Raw genomic sequence first — 15,196 nt, 5'->3', positions numbered from 1 at the left:
CACCAAAACGGAACCGTCGCGGTCAGACCTTCTCATCCTGATCGTCGCAACTTCTCATCCAGTTTGTCGCGCTACACGCAGCTAGCTTAACCTCGCGTCCATCGAACCGGCAGCAGCTCAACGATCTCGACGACCGCGACGGGGCGACCAGCGCGAGCGACATGACCGATGATAGAATAACTTGGGTTCTCTCCTGCACGGTGAATGAAGCGGGTTAGTGAGACATTGAGCCGATCACCCGGCTGCACTGCAACAGGAGCCATAGCTAAGAATACGGGAGCCCATGACGATCCGCGCCAGGAGCAGATAACATGCTCTTCATCAACGTGGAGTTCTATCGTAAGCGGTGTTTTCAGGCCACGGCGGTCCAAGGCATGAGTTCGCCGACGCTGTTGGCATGATGCCCATCGGCAAGTCTGGTGAGGGTTCTGGTCAGCCATTCGTGCGGGTTGATCTCATTGAGCTTGCAGCACTCGATGAGCGTGGCGATCACCGCCCAGTTGTCGCCGCCCTCATCGGAGCCGGCGAACAGGGCATTCTTCCGATTATGGAAAGCTATGCATAATCGCAATTATGCGAAGCGCAGGATTATGCGCAGGTGGGCACTGCCTGATGGGGCCAACCCGCGGTTTTCTGCCAGCTATGGCGCGGCCTGACTGATTTTCACTCCACATAATATCGTTCCTCTCCACCCGACCACCTGGAGAGGAGCGATTTTATGGTACCGGATCTTTTGCAGCCAGAGCCACGCCGCTGGCTATCGACCAGTGTCCTTGCAGCGATTGAAGGAGAGTATGTCTCCTATCTCCGTGCTGGCAGGTATCATTCCAACACCGTGCGCGTGTATTTGGCCTGCGTGGCGCATTTCGCGAAGTGGGTCACCGAGGAAGGTTTGGGACTCTTGCAGATCGATGAGACTGTCCAGCTGCAGTTTCTCGACACCCATCTGCCAACCTGCGCATGCCATCCGCCAGTTCGCAAATTGCGCCACGAGCTGCGGGTCGCCGTTCGACATTTGCTGCAAGTGCTGCGATCTCACGGTCAGATTTCCCTCGCGGAACAGAGAGATTGCGTCAGCACCGAGTTGGCGGCCTTCGATCGACACATGCGCGATGTCGGCGGTCTAGCGGATACGACACGGCGACAACGTGCCCAGATCGTCCGGCGATTGCTCATTGAGCGGTTTGGGGATGACGAGATTGATCCTGAGAAGCTCGCCCCGGCCCACGTGCGACGTTTTGTCTTGGGTGAAGGTCGTTGCTGGAGTGCCGGTGCCGTGCGCGTCGCCGGCGGAGCTGTCGGCTGCTATTTGAAGTTCCGTAAGATGTTGGGGGACGACGTGGGCAAGCTCCTGCAGGCCATCCCGCGCGCGGCCCATTGGCGCTTGGCGGCCTTACCCGATGTGTTGTCACCCGCTCAGATTGATGCGGTACTCGCGTCATTCGACGATCGGCTGCCGTCCCGGCGCCGCGCTTACGCGATGGTGAGGTGCATCACCGACCTTGGGCTCAGGTGCTCTGAAGTCGTCAAGCTGCGCATCGACGATATTGACTGGCGGAACGGGATCGTTCGCATAGCCAGAACCAAGACGCATTTCACCGACACCCTTCCATTGCCGACCGTCACCGGCAACGCGATCGCAGATTACCTGCGGCATGAACGACCCAAGTCCAACAACCGCGCGATCTTCGTCCGTCACGTCGCGCCGTATGACCTTCCCATCAAGGCAGGTGTCGCCAAGCGCGCGGTGACGGCCGCCTTCGCTCGATGTGGATGGCATCGAACCGATCCGCACGTGCTTCGCCACAGTATCGCAAGTCGGCTGCTCCGCGACGGTACGCCCATGAAGCACATCGCCGATATCCTGCGGCATCGAAGCCTCGATACGTCGAAGATCTACACCAAGATCGATATCAGCCGGCTATCTGCCGTCGCGATGCCCTGGCCAGGGAGGGCGTGATGACAACCACGATCATGGCAACACACGTCGAGGCTTTTCTGGTCGAACGTCAGGCCTTGGGGTTTCGGACGACGGGTCCAAGTGCGAGCCAGTTGCGCTCCTTCGCCCGATTTTTCGATGGCGCTGGCCACGCCGGTTCCCTGACGCCGGACCTCGTGATCGAGTGGGCCAAGGGACACGCTCAGACCGACGGGCCCCGCGCATGGGCGCGTCGCCTTGATGCTCTCCGCCCCTTTGCCACCTATCTGTCGCGCGTTGATCCAGCCACGGAGTTTCCGCCACCCCGGATATTCGGCAAATCCCAGCGCCGCGCCACCCCGCATATTTACACTGAGGAAGAGGTGACGGCGCTGCTTGCCGCAGCCCGGCACCTCGAACCCATGGGCGGTCTGCGCCCTGCCGCATACGAGACCTTATACGGCTTGATCGCCGCAACCGGCTTGCGGGTTTCCGAGGCGATCAAGTTGCGCTGCGCCGACGTAGACCTTGGCAGCCGGTGTTTGACGGTTCGGATGACGAAGTTTTGCAAGTCGCGGCATGTGCCGTTCCATTCGACCGTCGCCAGCGCTCTCACCGACTACCTTGCCGTGCGGGACCGATTCCTTTCACGCGCTGCAGACGAGCCGTTTTTCGTTCCGACGCCGGAACGATCGCTAAAATCACGTGCCGTGCATTGGACCTTTCAGAGACTGCGCAGCGCAGCCGGGATCGTTGCTCGCGGCGCATATCCCGAAGTCCGCATCCACGATTTCCGCCACACATTCATCTGTCGACGCATCCAGAGGTGGCAAGCCGATGGCGCCGATATCGATAATGCAATCGCTGCGCTCTCCACCTACGTCGGCCATGCCAAGATATCGGACACCTACTGGTATTTAACCGGCATCCCCGATCTGATGGCCGCCGCCGCTAACCGCTTCGAAGATTTCGCATGTGGGGAGATGGGCAATGGCTGAGTTGGTCCCTCCAACCCTCGCAACGCTCGTGCAGCGTTTCTTCGTGGATCATCTTCGGCAGCAACGCGCCGTCAGCGCCCAGACCATAGCGGCCTATCGAGACACCCTGCGCCTGCTGCTCACCTATGCTGCCGCCGCGCTGAACCGGACGCCCAGTGCCATCGCCTTGCCCGATCTCGACGCGCCAATGCTGCTCGCCTTCCTCGACCACCTGGAGAAGGATCGGGGCAACAGCGTGCGAAGCCGCAATGCACGCCTGGCTGCAATCAGGACGTTCCTGAAGTTCGCGGCGCATCACGATCTTGCATCGTTGGCCGTGATTGAACGAGCGCTGGCGATCCCGCTCAAGCGGTTCGATCGGCCAATGGTGGGTTTTCTGTCGCGTTCCGAGATCGGTGCGATCATCGAAGCCCCGGACAGGGTCAGTTGGGCCGGGCAGCGCGATCGGGCATTTTTCAGCATGATGTACAATACCGGTGCCCGCGTTTCCGAGATGACCGGCATCCGGTGTCGAGACGTTGTGCTTGAAGGCCAACCTGCCGTCCACCTGCGCGGCAAGGGGCGCAAGGAACGGAGTGTGCCACTCTGGCGAGCCACCGCGGCACTCATCAAGTCCTGGCGCCGACGGATCGGCGATCCCGCTGGCGATAGCATCCTTTTCCCAAGTCGCAGCGGTGGCCGAATGTCCCGTTCCAACGTCACACAGCGCCTGGACCTTGCGGTAGCCGCCGCGGGCCTCAAGCATCCAGGCATCCTTGAACGCCCTGTTACGCCTCATGTCGTGCGGCACACGACGGCAATGCACCTGCTTCAATCGGGCGTCGATATAACCGTCATTGCCCTGTGGCTGGGACACGAGGACACCGCAACGACGCACATGTACGTGGAGGCCGACCTCGCGATGAAGGAAAAGGCACTGATGAAGCTGCAGCCAAGCACCGCCGTGCCCGGCCGGTTTCACGCTTCCGACAACCTATTGAGCTTCCTTAAGTCCCTCTGATTATGTGGAGTTCATGGCGGCGGCCCCGACGCAATTTCGGGGTTTGCCGCCAGCACCTGCGCATAATCCGGCGCTTCGCATAATTGCGATTGAGCGCCAGCGGGCGGATTGAGCGTTCGACGGTGTTGCTGTCGAGGTCGATGCGCCCATCGTCGAGGAAGCGGGAGAGGCCGTCCCAGCGGGTGAGCGTGTAGCGGATCGCCTCGCCGAGCTTGCTCTTGGTGCTGACCTGGCGGGCCAGGGCCTCGAGATGCTGGTGCAGATCGTCGATAATGCCGCGGCTGCGTTCGTGGCGAACCGCGCGCCGCTGCTCGGCCGGTGATCCTCGCACCTCGTCCTCGATGGCGTAGAGCATGGCGATGCGGCGCAGCACCTCGGTCGCTACCGGCGATGTGTCGGCCAGCTCGTAGAACTTGCGACGAACATGCGCCCAGCAGAAGGCGAGTTGGACTTGGCCACGCCGCCGGGCAAGCGCGGCATAGCCGCCATAGCCGTCGACCTGAAGGATGCCGGCAAAGTCGCCGAGATGGGCGTGAGGTCGCTCGGCCTTGCGGTCAGCGGCATAGACATAGGCCACCATCGGCGCATCCTTACCGCCCCACGGCCGATCATCGCGGGCATAGGCCCACAGCTGCCCGGTCTTGGTCCGCCCGCGCCCCGGATCGAGCACTGGTGCGGTGGTCTCATCGGCGAACAGTCGCTCGGATCGTCGCAGCCGCTCGAGGATGTGGTCGCGCAAGGGTCGTAGATACCAAGCTGCTCGCCCGACCCAGTCTGCCAAGGTGGAGCGGTCGAGTTGGATACCCTGGCGGGCGTAGATCTGCGCCTGACGGTAGAGTGGCAGGTGATCGGCGTACTTCGAGACCAGCACCTGGGCGATCAGCGTCTCGGTGGGGATGCCACCCTCGACGATCCGCGCTGGCGCCGGTGCCTGAACCACCGCGCTCTCGCACGAGCGGCAGCCGTAGCGCGGCCGGCGCGTGATCAGCACCCGAAAGGTGGCCGGCACCACGTCGAGCCGTTCGGATACATCCTCGCCGATCTGGTGGAGAGTACCGCCGCAGCAGGGGCAGGCCTTGTCCTCGACATCGACGACCTGCTCGATCCGTTCCAGGTGCGCGGGCAGCCTGCCGCGGTTGGTCTTGCGCGGACGGCCAACACGGGTCGGGCTCGCCTTCTCCGTGGCGTGCTCCGCCTCGGCGAGAGCCGTCTCGACCTCCTCCAGGCAGAGCTGGAGCTGATCGGGATCGAGCTGTTCGGAGCGGCGGCCGAAGCGGTGACGCTGAAGGGCATCGATGATGGCCTTCAGACGCTCGACTTCGGCTTGAAAAGCCTTGAGCGTGTCGAGCTCGCGAGCCTGTTCGAGGACGAGCGCGCGGAGCGCTGCAACGTCATCGGGAAGGTCCGCTTCCAAGAGCATGCAGGCACTGAATCAGCAGAAGAATGCCCGGTCAAGCGGCGATCACCGGTGCCTTCGGCCGACGGCCGCCATGCACCCGCCGCCAGTCCAGACCCTCCAGAAGCGCGCCCAGTTGCGCCGCAGTCAGGCGCATTACGCCATCGCGGATGCCCGGCCACTTGAAGCCACCTTGCTCCAGCTTCTTGGCCATCAGGCACAGGCCCGTGCCGTCCCACCAGATGAGCTTGATCCGGTCCGCTCGCTTTGCCCGAAAGACGTAGATCACGCCCGAATAGGGCTCGCCGCCGTACTCAGCGCCGACCAAAGCGGCGAGCGAGTCCGCTCCTTTGCGAAAATCCACCGGACGCGTCGCCACCATCACGCGCGCGCCGGCACCAGGGCCGATCATCGTGTCGCCTTGAGTGCTTCGATCACCGCCGCGATGACACCCGCATCGGCGCCGCGGGCGATCTTCACCGCCACCCCGTCGATCTCCAGTTCGACCGCACCGGCCTGCGAGCGCCGGCGCTTCCGCGAGCGCCTGGCCGGCGGAGCCGGATCGCTTGCCGGCGGCGGATCGATCACCGCGGGGACGAACGAAGGCGCCGGCGCCGTGGCCATCGGCAGCGACAGGCCCTGGGCCTCCAACTGCTTGCGAAGCTCCCGGCGCCAGGTGAACAGCTGCGACGGGCTCAGACCGTGCCGCCGAGCAACCGAACAGACCGTCTCAGCGCCTGAATAGCTCTCCGCGACGATTGATGCCTTCACCTCGAGCGGCCAATCGCGCCGCTTGCCTGCACCCGTAAAAACCTCGAACCGCTGAACCACGCTCGTGCCAGCATCGTCACATGACATCATCATAGCACCAGCGCACCTCCAACCGATCAAGGCGGAGACTCAGCGCTGCGCGTCACGCCCGCAAGGTGGGAGCAGAACAGCGCTTACGTTCTATCCATAATACGAAACCACCTAGTTGACCCGACCGCGTAATATCGAAAACCACTTCGCCAGCGTCTCCCGCAATCTCCCTGGTATCGAAGCGTAAATCCTCGAATATGTGCTTGTCTGCCAACAAGTGTGACTCAGGAAAGTTGAACGTGACAATGCGGCTAAGAGTGAAATCTCGACTAACGCTCTGTTTAATGCGCTGAGCATAATGATCTGCGACCGCCGTGCAGGCGGCGTTTCGATAAGGCGCTTCGACTACCGATGCAGGCGCAAACCAAGTTATGCATCTCTTGGGCAGCATATGGCCGTCAGGCTTGAGCAGCCGACGCGCGTTTAGGAGCGAACCGACGGCTCCCTCGGCACTTCCTATCATTCCGATCACTTCCGACACGCATAAATCGGCTGGTTCGGCTGGTTCGATCTCGGTGGACGGCCCACAATGGACGGTGATGCGGTCGCTCAATCCCAGCTTGGCAATATGTACTCGCGCCGCCTCTGCCGATGCAGGCATGACCTCGATCGCATCAACGTGCGATGCTCCGGCTTCTGCACACATAATAGCGAGCGGCGCCGATGCACCCGTGCCAAGATCGACCACCCGTCTGCGCGGTGCTGCTCGTTGGATTGCTCCGCGATAGGCTGCGATCCGACCGCTGTCTTCCAACAACCAGCGGTAGAGATGATCGTCATATACCGGATACTCACCAATTGTCGGCCGACAAGTGATCTCGCTGCGCCAGCGGGCAAAGGCGCTGTCGAACGCTGCTCGCGGTGGCGGTGACGATTCAGTCATTGAAAGCCCTTTCAAACCGGCTCGGGCGTCGAGCGACTGTCGCTGGTCACGGCTCCTATCGAAGCCGCCATGATTGTCCCGGTTCCGATGACCTGGGCGAGAGAAAGATGTTCAGCAAGAATGATCGCTGCCGACAACGCTGCCAGCGCTGGCTCCATACTCGTCAGAATGCCGAAGGTTCTTGTGGACAAACCTTGTAACGCGACGATCTCAAGCGAATAGGGAATAGCGCTGGTCAACAGGGCGACAGCAAGAGCAAGTGGTAGAATATCGAAAGAAAGTAGATGACCGCCGGTATGCTCAAGACCGACCGGAACGGTTAGGATGGCTGCAATCGTGGTGCCATAAGCGACGGCTGCCTGGCGGCCTTGCGCTGCGGCACGCTTGCCAATCCGTATGTAGACAGCCCAGCAAACGCCTGCCCCCAAGGCAAACGTCACTCCGCCGGCATTCAATCCCATGCCGGTCGTTCCGTAAGTGAACAACAGTGCGATACCGATGAACGCGAGGACCACCCAGCACAAATCGATAGGGCGGCGCGATTGCCAGAGCGCGAGGCCAAGCGGCCCCGTAAATTCAAGGGCAACCGCCACCGCAAGAGGCAGGCTATGGATCGCCAGGTAAAAAAGGAGGTTCATGCCGCCAAGTGCGGCTCCATAGAATAGCAGCGGGCGAATTGCTGCGCGATCCAATCGCGTTCGCCATGGCCGAAAGATGATGAGCAGGATGCCCGCTGCCAGCCCTAGGCGAAGAGCCGTCGCCCCCTCCGCTCCCACGATCGGGAAAAGCGACTTTGCCAGCGAGGCACCACTTTGGATCGACACCATCGCCACCAACAGCGCAGCGACGGGGATCAGAGGAAACGGTGCGGAGCGCGACCCGGTTGATCCGTCTGATACGGTGATGATCCTCTCGCTCAACGAATGTGAAGCTGACTCAGTAAGTCTCAGTTCTTGCATTGACATGCCCCCTCGGCTCACGCAGCGATGGCGAGGGGAAAGATCGGCGCGAGCAAATCCTGCCACCATTGCCGCATCGCCGCAATCGCCTTGCGTCCACCGTCCAATGCGGCGCCGGGGCTGACGCCATCAGCACTGACGGTCTGCTGATAGGGATTGATCTCCTGTAGAAAGATTCCGAGTTCATCCTTGTGGCTCTGCTCGACTCCGCTCAGATGCATGTCGTGGAATGCCACCAAGGGCTTACCCTCGGCCGCAAGCTCACCACGCCTGATGACTTCCTTGGAGATATGCCGGAAAATCTCATGCTCGAAGATCGCCGCCGCTTCCGTGGCATACATGGCACCAAGCATTCGCGAGGGGTCATCCGATATCAGACCAGCGATACGGAAGAAGAAATACGAAGTGGGAGGAAACTCGTCTCTGGACTCGATGGAAATGCCAATACGTTCCAACGCGGACTTATACATTGCGGCATGGCCGTTCTCTTCGGCCAGATTTCGCATCAATTCGGTGTGAATAGCCGCGTTCGTAAATTCAAGTGCTAGTTCCGCTCCTTGTGCGAGGAAGGTCGTATTGCGAGCCGAAAATTGATAATGCTCCAGCATTAGCCAGTTGAGTGAACGTGTATCGAAGTTCGCGAGGTTGGAGAGTTTAGATTTTACATGGGAAGTAAAAGCCAAATTCTCCGCGTCTATGACTCCTGCGAGTGATGATGATGCATCCATTGCGAAGCTCCTAGAAAGCCATTCGTTATGTTTGTGGTTGGATGATCCACCATTGCCAGTTAGGATAGCTAAATATTCTAAGGGGTATTAAGCATGACTAATCCCATAATCGAATATTCAGCACTCGCTGCTGTTGCCGCCGTGGTGCGCGAGGGAAGTTTTGAGCGTGCCGCCGCAGCTCTCGGAGTCACCTCGTCGGCAGTCTCTCAGCGGATAAAGGCCATTGAAGAACGTGTCGGCGCAGTGCTGGTGTTGCGCACAAGCCCTTGTCGCCCGACCTCGGTCGGCGCGCGTATGTGCGCTCATTTCGAGCGCGTGCAGCTACTCGAAAGGAACCTCATAGACGGAATGCCGAACCTTTTTACCGTTCATCCGGCATGTGCCCCCACAATTCGCATTGCGGTCAATGGCGATAGTCTCAGCACATGGTTTCCAGCGGCTGCAGGGGAGTTTGCGCGGCGCAGTGGTAATCTGCTTGATCTCGTTCTTGAGGGTGAGGAACAAACCGCCCAATTGCTCCGCTCCGGCGAAGTCCTTGCGGCAATCACCGCTGACCCAGCGGCCGTTCAAGGCTGCCGTATTACGCCTTTAGGCATACTCCGCTATGTTGCGGTTGCATCACCGGCCTATTTCACCCGCTTTTTCCCGAACGGCATTGACGCTCTCTCTCTTTCGAAAGCACCGATGCTGCGCACCGACCGGGAAGATGCCCTGCAGGCGCGCTGGGCAAAGACTGTTCTGGACAGCGATGTATCGCCACCAACCCATTGGGTGCCGTCTACTCAAGGATTTGTCGACCTACTACGGGTGGGACTGGGCTGGGGCATGGTGCCGCATATTCTGGGTGATCGCTACATTGCGTCTGGCGAACTGCAACCGTTGGAACCTTTGCGTGCACTGGATGTCACGCTATACTGGCAATATTCTCGGCTTTTCGTCCACATCCTTCACGATCTCAACAAGACCGTTATCGCAACTGCCCGCACGTTGCTCTTTCCCCCAAGCGAGGAAAGAATGAGTGAATGAGGTGTGGAGCGAAGCGACCGGCCGCGCGCTCCCCATATAGCGCCGTAGCGGCCGGTCGGCTTCGCGGCCTATCATCCTGCGATCCGGCCAAAGCGTCTAACGCCCTATCCTGATCGTGCATCGCACCGGCTCCTTGGCTTTCTCCGCCGCCCTCTCGCAAGCGGCGATGGTGTCGCGGTTCGCCTGCCGCATGTCGGCGGCATCAACGATGGCCCGCCAGCCTTCCGGGTTCCCCGCGCGCATCAGGCGGATACCGGCGTCCCACAGCGTCGGCTCGCCCATCGTGCGGCGCGCGACCCGTTCGGGCCATTGCCAGCTTTGCGGGGTCATGCTCGCGGCCAAGGCCCAGGGATCGGAGCTGGATTGCAGCATCCTACTACGTATGTTTCCCAATGCTGGCTGCCCGCCTGGCGCGCGATAAGACAGGCATGATCCAGCTTGTCCAATCCTGCGCCGATTGCGCTGTGCGAAGCTCAGCGGTCTGTAAGGGTGTCTCGGATGCGGATCTGGCCACGTTCCACCGCATCGGGCGGCGCTCGCGCGTTTCGCGCGGGCAAGGCCTCATCTGGGCGGGCGACCCGCATCCTCCATGCGGGAGCCTCGTCTCGGGCATGGTCAAGATCACTGCCTCGACCATCGGCGGCCGTGAGCAGATCGTCGGGCTCCTATATCCAGGCGATTTCATCGGGCAACCGTTCGCCCCGCAGGCCGAGTTCACGTTTACCGCCCTCACGGACGCGCAAACCTGCATCTTCGCGCAGCGCGACTTTAGGCGCCTGCTGGACATGCATAGCTGCGTCGAGCAGGAATTGCTCAGGCGAATGGCGCATTCGCTCGACTTGGCGCGCCACCGGATGCTGATGCTGGCGCGTCAGTCCGCCGGCGAGCGCATCGCAGGCTTTCTGCTGGAGATGGAGGCGGCCATTGAGACTCCCTTGGCGAGCGAAGGGCGGCCGAATGCGTTCGAGCTGCCGCTCTCCCGGGGGCAGATCGCGGAGGTGCTGGGGCTCACGATCGAAACTGTCAGCCGACAGCTCACCAAGTTGAAGAACCGCGGAATCATCGCGCTTTCCGGCGGCCGGTCGGTGGCGATCATCGACCGGGGCGGACTGGAAGGGCTCGCCGAGGCGGCCTGAGCCGCTCGGCCGGAGGTTAGGAGCGGCTGCCACATCCGGAAAGGCGGCCGACCAGAAACGCGTTTGCCTCATTCGTTAGCCGGTTTCCTCCGAGGGTCAGGAGTGCCAGCGTCTCGAACGCCATGTCCGCACGCGCCACCTCGAAGAAGCTTCTCAACATGTATCCCAAGGCCTCCGCGGAAAAGGCGCGCGTAGCGCAATTCAGCGGCCGCAGCGCAGCTGCGAGATCCTCCGCAGCTATCGCCTCGACCAGATGCTGGCGCCCGATGCGTTCCAGCAGGATCGTGCGGAGCGGCTCTGCCGTTGGGCGGGCGAACAGCTGTTCAACGAGCCGTCGCCCCCCGCGGGGAAGCTGGGACGAGAGCCTCCCCAGGTCCGCGCAGACATCGTCCACCAGCGCGGGTCGAGGCAGGCCGGGCAGCCCGTCGGCGAGCTTTTCGAGCCTGTCGCACAATGCCGCTAGGTGCGCGTGATCGGTCATGATGGGAACCAGTTCCAGCTCACCAATCATATGCCAGCCCGACCTGAAGGCGACGAGATTGTCCGGCGCCTTCTCGATATTCATGACGCTCCGCTGAGGCCGCATATCTTTCTCCGATGCAACTTGCGGGGTCTAGCGAAAGCATGAAGCGGCAGCTTTGACTCGCGTCAAAGTTGACGGTCAGCTGGATCGGGCGGAGGACTCGACGCTGACGGTGCTGATCACAATGTCCACACGCCGCGCCGGGCTGTCTCGGCGATCGCGAAGATCACCGAAGAAAAAGGACAGTCATGTAGCTTGTAAACCCAGTCATGCGGTGACTGCTGTCGCCCGGCACAGGGTCATAGATTCGACACGAACCACACTATGAAACCCGCCACTCCGGCAAGGGCGAGCGCGAGAACGACACGCACAAGCGGCGGGTCCTTTGCAATGTCTTGAGGCCAGGGCAAGGTCAGCGCCCGCATGGCCGATACGAAAAGCGGCAGCGGCTCCAGCTACCCGAACCCAGTCGTCACCCAGCGCTGCGCCATGGCGATCGACTGACCATCTGTGATGGTGTCCTTGGGCGAGTGGATGCCGTGATAGAAGAGCGCGGCGTTCATAGGCCAGAACTCGACCACAGTCAGGATCAGCAGGAGCAGAATGCCGATCGATGGCAGGCAGAGCAGCCATCGATAGCGCCACGGGGTTCGCCACCCCGCTACGAGCGCACCGAACCCGGCTATCAGCATGGCGGCCGAGAACGGAATGAAGAATATGCCGGTATCGACTGGCCAAGCCTTGCCGTAAGGCATCATACCGAGAGATGCAGGTGGATTAGCGCTCCAAGCGCCAGCAAGGACGAGAAGGTCGAACAACTTGGCGCCGAGCAGCGGTCCGCCCGCCAACACGGCCAGCCAGAGGGATGCTCGGGTTATGTCTTCTCTGCTCGCCATTTCCCGCCCCAGCCAAACCCACGAGTTATGTCCGTAGCCTGGGATCATCTCCTCAAACCTGCCCGGCAGCAAGCCACCAATGACCGCCCCTCGCGCATGGGTTTGCAAGCGACATAAATGCGAAAAAAAGCCACCGCGGACGCGGTCCGCGGTGGCATTGCGCTGGCGCGGGGAGGGGGTAGCGCCAGGATCAGTACAACGGTTGTTCGCGAACCAGCCTGCGCCCGTCCGAGGGCACGAAGAGCAAGACCGCAGTCAATAGGGCGCCAGCCGCAAGGGAAAGCAAGAAAGGAGACATCGAAGCGCTGGTGCCATGTCGCGTATCCTGACGGAGTCGATGGATGAAGTTGTGATCCCGGAGCAAGGCCAGCACTTTGACGGCGGTCAAAAGCCTCGTGGCCGAAGCGAAGAAAATCGGCAAGCGGCGCATGCTGGCTCGAATCCGGGAGACGTCACTGTCCCGACCTCTTGAGAAGACAATCTCAACTTCCGCGAGGCTCGCGCGACCAAACAAGCGCGACCGCGCCAGCAGGGAGGGAATGATACCAAGGCGTGCGCAGGTGCCGTCGGCCGTGCGCGCGAATGACGGTGCCGGCGATCGCACGGCGGCATCGTCTAGCGAAAGGGGCCGGCGCACTTCGGCGCGAACGATCCTGGTTAGGCAGTTCGGCGGATTTTCGTCTGTTCGACCCCGACCAAACGCAGCCTTGACCTTGGTCAAGGAGAGAGATGCCGAGAGCGCACAAGCGGACGAGCCATGTGGCCCTACCATCCAGACCTGCTCGCCCAGCCAGTGCCGCGCTATACGAGCTATCCGACCGCCCTCGAGTTCGAAGGCGGGATCGGCCGATCTGAGCAAGTGGCGGCGCTCGAACGGATCGGCCGCGAAGCTCCGGTCTCGGTCTATGTCCATATCCCCTATTGCCGGGAGATATGCTGGTATTGCGGTTGCAATACGGGTGCGGCCAATCGCCCGGGAAGGCTCGCGGGTTATCTCGAAGCGCTCGAACTGGAGATCCGCCTTGTGGCCCGGCGCCTTCAGGGACGTGGACGCGTCACCCGGATCGCCTTTGGCGGCGGAAGCCCCAATGCCCTGCCGCCGTCGAGCTTTCTGCGGCTGCTCGACCGACTCATCGTCGCGTTCGATGCGGCCACCGCCGCGCTGTCGATCGAATTGGATCCCCGCACCCTCGACGATGGCTGGTACGATGCGATCGCCCAGGCGCGCATCTCCAGCGCCAGCCTCGGCTGTCAAACCTTCGAGCCGCATATTCAGCGGGCGATCGGCCGTATCCAGCCCCTGTCAATGATCGAGACCGCGATTTCGCGGCTGCGTGATTCAGGTATCCGGTCTCTGAACATTGACCTCATGTACGGTTTACCCGGCCAGACGGGCGCCGATCTTGACGCCACCCTCGACGAAGCGCTGCGGCTTGCCCCCGACCGCATGGCCTTGTTCGGCTATGCTCACCTGCCCTCGGTGATCCCCCGTCAGCGCCGGATCGATGGGAGCCAGCTTCCCGACATGCGGCAACGCTTCGAACATGCTGCGCTCGGCTTCGAGCGCCTGACCCGGGCAGGCTACGCGGCCGTCGGGTTTGACCATTTCGCATTGCCGGGCGACCCGCTCGCCATGGCAGCCGAGGGGGGGAGCCTGCGGCGCAATTTCCAGGGATTCACCGACGATCCCGCCGACGTTATCCTGGGCCTCGGCGCCAGCGCCATCAGCCTGTTCCCCGACATGATTCTCCAGAACGAGAAGCTCGCCGGTCGCTACCGCATGCTGGTCACGGCAGGGAGCCTCGCGGGTCAACGGGGCGTGATGCGCTCGCCTGACGCCCGCCGCCGCGCTGCGATCATTGAAAGCCTTCTCTGCTCTGGGGAAGCGGCCGTCCCCGAGGATATGTTGCAGGCCGTGCGGCCCCATCTTGAAGCATTCACGGCGAGGAACCTCCTCGCCGTGGAATCTCGCCATCTGAAGATCGCACCGGCCGGGCTGCCTTATGCGCGGCTGATTGCGAGCAGGTTCGACAGCTTCCGGGCCGATCCGACACGTGCAGCCGGCAGCGCGCTCTAAACCGGCCCATATCTGCTGATTGCCTTTGACCTTCGTCAAATCGGTCGATCCAGCGAGCCGCTAGCCTGACTGCGAAAGGAAATCGTCATGGCAGAGATGTTCAGCGCCCATTTTCCCCTGCTCGTTGTCGGATCGATGCTGTTCTTCATGATCGTCCTCGGGAGCGTCTCGATCGAAGATGCCTTGCGCGGACGGCGGCATTGACGACTGCGAGTGCCCCGCCGTGGTCCCCCTTCGAAGCGATCGGGGGCAGCGACGCGATCAGGCAAATTGTGGATCGCTTCTATGACCTGATGGACACCGATCCTGCGTATCGCGATCTTCGCGCCCTGCACGCCGACGACTTGACGCCGATGCGCCGCTCGCTCAGCGGTTTCCTGACCGGCTGGATCGGAGGACCGCGCGACTGGTTCGCGGCCAATCCGGGCAAGTGCATGATGTCGGTCCATGCACCCATCGCGATCAGTGCCGCGACGGCCAACCAGTGGGTCCGAGCCATGTCGGAGGCGATCAAAGGCTGCGACGTCGACGCCGATCTCTCGGATAGGATCAATGAGGCGCTTGCCCTTATGGCGTCCGGCATGGTGCGCCAGGCCTGAGCCCACCGGCGACGGCGACAGGGTTCCCAGGTCGCGAGATTGGTCTTTCTGCCATCGCGGCAGCCATGGACCTTCGTGGTGTCGCTTGTAAGGCAGCGCCGTCGGCGGAGGGTGGGGCGCGATCGGATGGACTTCAAGGAAGATTTCTCAGGGGCCGGAAGCGGAGTGTCAGATCCGGTCAGCTAGGATGGATGCC

General features: G+C 61.8%; 16 protein-coding genes and 2 pseudogenes. 7 read left to right on the top strand and 11 right to left on the bottom strand.

From position 1 onward, the window contains the following. Window positions 1–352: 352 nt before the first annotated feature. Window positions 353–547, bottom strand: a pseudogene (locus L3X40_RS08140) (transposase domain-containing protein); the annotation flags it as partial. A gap of 171 nt (window positions 548–718) precedes the next feature. Here L3X40_RS08140 and L3X40_RS08135 point away from each other — a divergent pair. From L3X40_RS08135 to L3X40_RS08125, 3 genes are read left to right on the top strand one after another with little or no spacing between them, the layout of a single operon-like run. Then, window positions 719–1,960 (top strand): tyrosine-type recombinase/integrase, encoded by a 1,242-nt coding sequence (locus L3X40_RS08135; RefSeq protein WP_222888009.1) that lies wholly within the window; start codon window positions 719–721, stop codon window positions 1,958–1,960. Next, window positions 1,960–2,916 (top strand): tyrosine-type recombinase/integrase, encoded by a 957-nt coding sequence (locus L3X40_RS08130; RefSeq protein ID WP_237365142.1) that lies wholly within the window; start codon window positions 1,960–1,962, stop codon window positions 2,914–2,916. Before L3X40_RS08135 ends, L3X40_RS08130 begins: the two co-directional genes overlap by 1 nt. Further along, window positions 2,909–3,916, top strand: coding sequence for a site-specific integrase (locus L3X40_RS08125; RefSeq protein ID WP_222888005.1), 1,008 nt, complete (start codon window positions 2,909–2,911; stop codon window positions 3,914–3,916). The genes L3X40_RS08130 and L3X40_RS08125 overlap by 8 nt, the downstream gene beginning before the upstream one ends. Window positions 3,917–3,992: 76 nt before the next feature. On the opposite strand, the pseudogene tnpC reads toward L3X40_RS08125, so the two are convergent. The 6 genes and pseudogenes from tnpC to L3X40_RS08095 form a co-directional block, all read right to left on the bottom strand. Further along, window positions 3,993–5,336: pseudogene (tnpC, locus tag L3X40_RS08120) on the bottom strand (IS66 family transposase); the annotation flags it as partial. 31 nt (window positions 5,337–5,367) lie between these two features. Beyond that, on the bottom strand, window positions 5,368–5,724 hold the full coding sequence (gene tnpB / locus L3X40_RS08115) for an IS66 family insertion sequence element accessory protein TnpB (protein ID WP_066556620.1): 357 nt from the start codon (window positions 5,722–5,724) through the stop codon (window positions 5,368–5,370). Further along, window positions 5,721–6,176 (bottom strand): IS66-like element accessory protein TnpA, encoded by a 456-nt coding sequence (gene tnpA / locus L3X40_RS08110; protein WP_066556627.1) that lies wholly within the window; start codon window positions 6,174–6,176, stop codon window positions 5,721–5,723. Before tnpA ends, tnpB begins: the two co-directional genes overlap by 4 nt. Window positions 6,177–6,225: 49 nt before the next feature. Continuing rightward, a complete protein-coding gene (locus L3X40_RS08105; RefSeq protein ID WP_145907261.1) occupies window positions 6,226–7,056 on the bottom strand; it encodes a methyltransferase domain-containing protein in 831 nt (276 codons plus the stop codon). 11 nt (window positions 7,057–7,067) lie between these two features. Next, window positions 7,068–7,976 carry an EamA family transporter gene (locus tag L3X40_RS08100; RefSeq protein WP_237365141.1) on the bottom strand — a complete coding sequence of 303 codons (909 nt, stop codon included), beginning with the start codon at window positions 7,974–7,976 and terminating at the stop codon, window positions 7,068–7,070. Window positions 7,977–8,032: 56 nt separating this feature from the next. Continuing rightward, entirely contained in the window at window positions 8,033–8,743 is a 711-nt protein-coding gene (locus L3X40_RS08095) for a DUF3865 domain-containing protein (protein ID WP_082748547.1), read from the bottom strand. Window positions 8,744–8,836: 93 nt separating this feature from the next. Between L3X40_RS08095 and L3X40_RS08090 the strand changes: the two genes are divergently transcribed. Then, complete coding sequence (locus L3X40_RS08090; RefSeq protein WP_197672781.1) at window positions 8,837–9,769, top strand: LysR family transcriptional regulator ArgP; 933 nt, start codon at window positions 8,837–8,839, stop codon at window positions 9,767–9,769. Between the two features lie 96 nt (window positions 9,770–9,865). Here the strand turns inward: L3X40_RS08090 and L3X40_RS08085 are convergent, their stop codons facing one another. Further along, window positions 9,866–10,141 (bottom strand): DUF6118 family protein, encoded by a 276-nt coding sequence (locus tag L3X40_RS08085; RefSeq protein WP_066556636.1) that lies wholly within the window; start codon window positions 10,139–10,141, stop codon window positions 9,866–9,868. Between the two features lie 92 nt (window positions 10,142–10,233). Here L3X40_RS08085 and L3X40_RS08080 point away from each other — a divergent pair, with 92 nt between their 5' ends. Next, entirely contained in the window at window positions 10,234–10,905 is a 672-nt protein-coding gene (locus L3X40_RS08080; RefSeq protein ID WP_237230051.1) for a Crp/Fnr family transcriptional regulator, read from the top strand. A gap of 16 nt (window positions 10,906–10,921) precedes the next feature. On the opposite strand, the gene L3X40_RS08075 is transcribed toward L3X40_RS08080, so the two are convergent. The 3 genes from L3X40_RS08075 to L3X40_RS08065 all read right to left on the bottom strand — a co-directional run bounded on the left by L3X40_RS08075 (window position 10,922) and on the right by L3X40_RS08065 (window position 13,045). Beyond that, window positions 10,922–11,470: a hypothetical protein gene (locus L3X40_RS08075; RefSeq protein ID WP_066556637.1), complete on the bottom strand. Its 549-nt coding sequence runs from the start codon at window positions 11,468–11,470 to the stop codon at window positions 10,922–10,924. Window positions 11,471–11,883: 413 nt separating this feature from the next. Continuing rightward, entirely contained in the window at window positions 11,884–12,324 is a 441-nt protein-coding gene (locus L3X40_RS08070; protein WP_197672782.1) for a hypothetical protein, read from the bottom strand. 190 nt (window positions 12,325–12,514) lie between these two features. After that, window positions 12,515–13,045: a hypothetical protein gene (locus L3X40_RS08065; RefSeq protein WP_145907263.1), complete on the bottom strand. Its 531-nt coding sequence runs from the start codon at window positions 13,043–13,045 to the stop codon at window positions 12,515–12,517. A 36-nt stretch (window positions 13,046–13,081) separates the two neighbouring features. Here L3X40_RS08065 and L3X40_RS08060 point away from each other — a divergent pair, with 36 nt between their 5' ends. Together L3X40_RS08060 and L3X40_RS08055 are read left to right on the top strand one after the other, a co-directional pair. Further along, window positions 13,082–14,401: a radical SAM protein gene (locus tag L3X40_RS08060; protein WP_066556639.1), complete on the top strand. Its 1,320-nt coding sequence runs from the start codon at window positions 13,082–13,084 to the stop codon at window positions 14,399–14,401. A gap of 200 nt (window positions 14,402–14,601) precedes the next feature. Further along, entirely contained in the window at window positions 14,602–15,000 is a 399-nt protein-coding gene (locus L3X40_RS08055) for a group II truncated hemoglobin (protein ID WP_066556640.1), read from the top strand. Window positions 15,001–15,196 lie beyond the last annotated feature (196 nt).

Source organism: Rhizorhapis sp. SPR117 (assembly GCF_021742065.1).
This window is presented reverse-complemented; position numbering and strand designations above follow the sequence as displayed.

Bases quoted from the DNA above. Each gene is read 5' to 3' on its own strand.
- L3X40_RS08090 (WP_197672781.1), top strand. From the start codon at position 8,837: ATGACTAATCCCATAATCGAATATTCAGCACTCGCTGCTGTTGCCGCC.
- L3X40_RS08125 (WP_222888005.1), top strand. From the start codon at position 2,909: ATGGCTGAGTTGGTCCCTCCAACCCTCGCAACGCTCGTGCAGCGTTTC.
- L3X40_RS08095 (WP_082748547.1), bottom strand. From the start codon at position 8,743: ATGGATGCATCATCATCACTCGCAGGAGTCATAGACGCGGAGAATTTG.
- L3X40_RS08105 (WP_145907261.1), bottom strand. From the start codon at position 7,056: ATGACTGAATCGTCACCGCCACCGCGAGCAGCGTTCGACAGCGCCTTT.
- L3X40_RS08060 (WP_066556639.1), top strand. From the start codon at position 13,082: ATGTGGCCCTACCATCCAGACCTGCTCGCCCAGCCAGTGCCGCGCTAT.
- L3X40_RS08135 (WP_222888009.1), top strand. From the start codon at position 719: ATGGTACCGGATCTTTTGCAGCCAGAGCCACGCCGCTGGCTATCGACC.
- L3X40_RS08075 (WP_066556637.1), bottom strand. From the start codon at position 11,470: ATGAATATCGAGAAGGCGCCGGACAATCTCGTCGCCTTCAGGTCGGGC.
- L3X40_RS08070 (WP_197672782.1), bottom strand. From the start codon at position 12,324: ATGGCGAGCAGAGAAGACATAACCCGAGCATCCCTCTGGCTGGCCGTG.
- tnpB (WP_066556620.1), bottom strand. From the start codon at position 5,724: ATGATCGGCCCTGGTGCCGGCGCGCGCGTGATGGTGGCGACGCGTCCG.
- tnpA (WP_066556627.1), bottom strand. From the start codon at position 6,176: ATGATGATGTCATGTGACGATGCTGGCACGAGCGTGGTTCAGCGGTTC.
- L3X40_RS08130 (WP_237365142.1), top strand. From the start codon at position 1,960: ATGACAACCACGATCATGGCAACACACGTCGAGGCTTTTCTGGTCGAA.
- L3X40_RS08085 (WP_066556636.1), bottom strand. From the start codon at position 10,141: ATGCTGCAATCCAGCTCCGATCCCTGGGCCTTGGCCGCGAGCATGACC.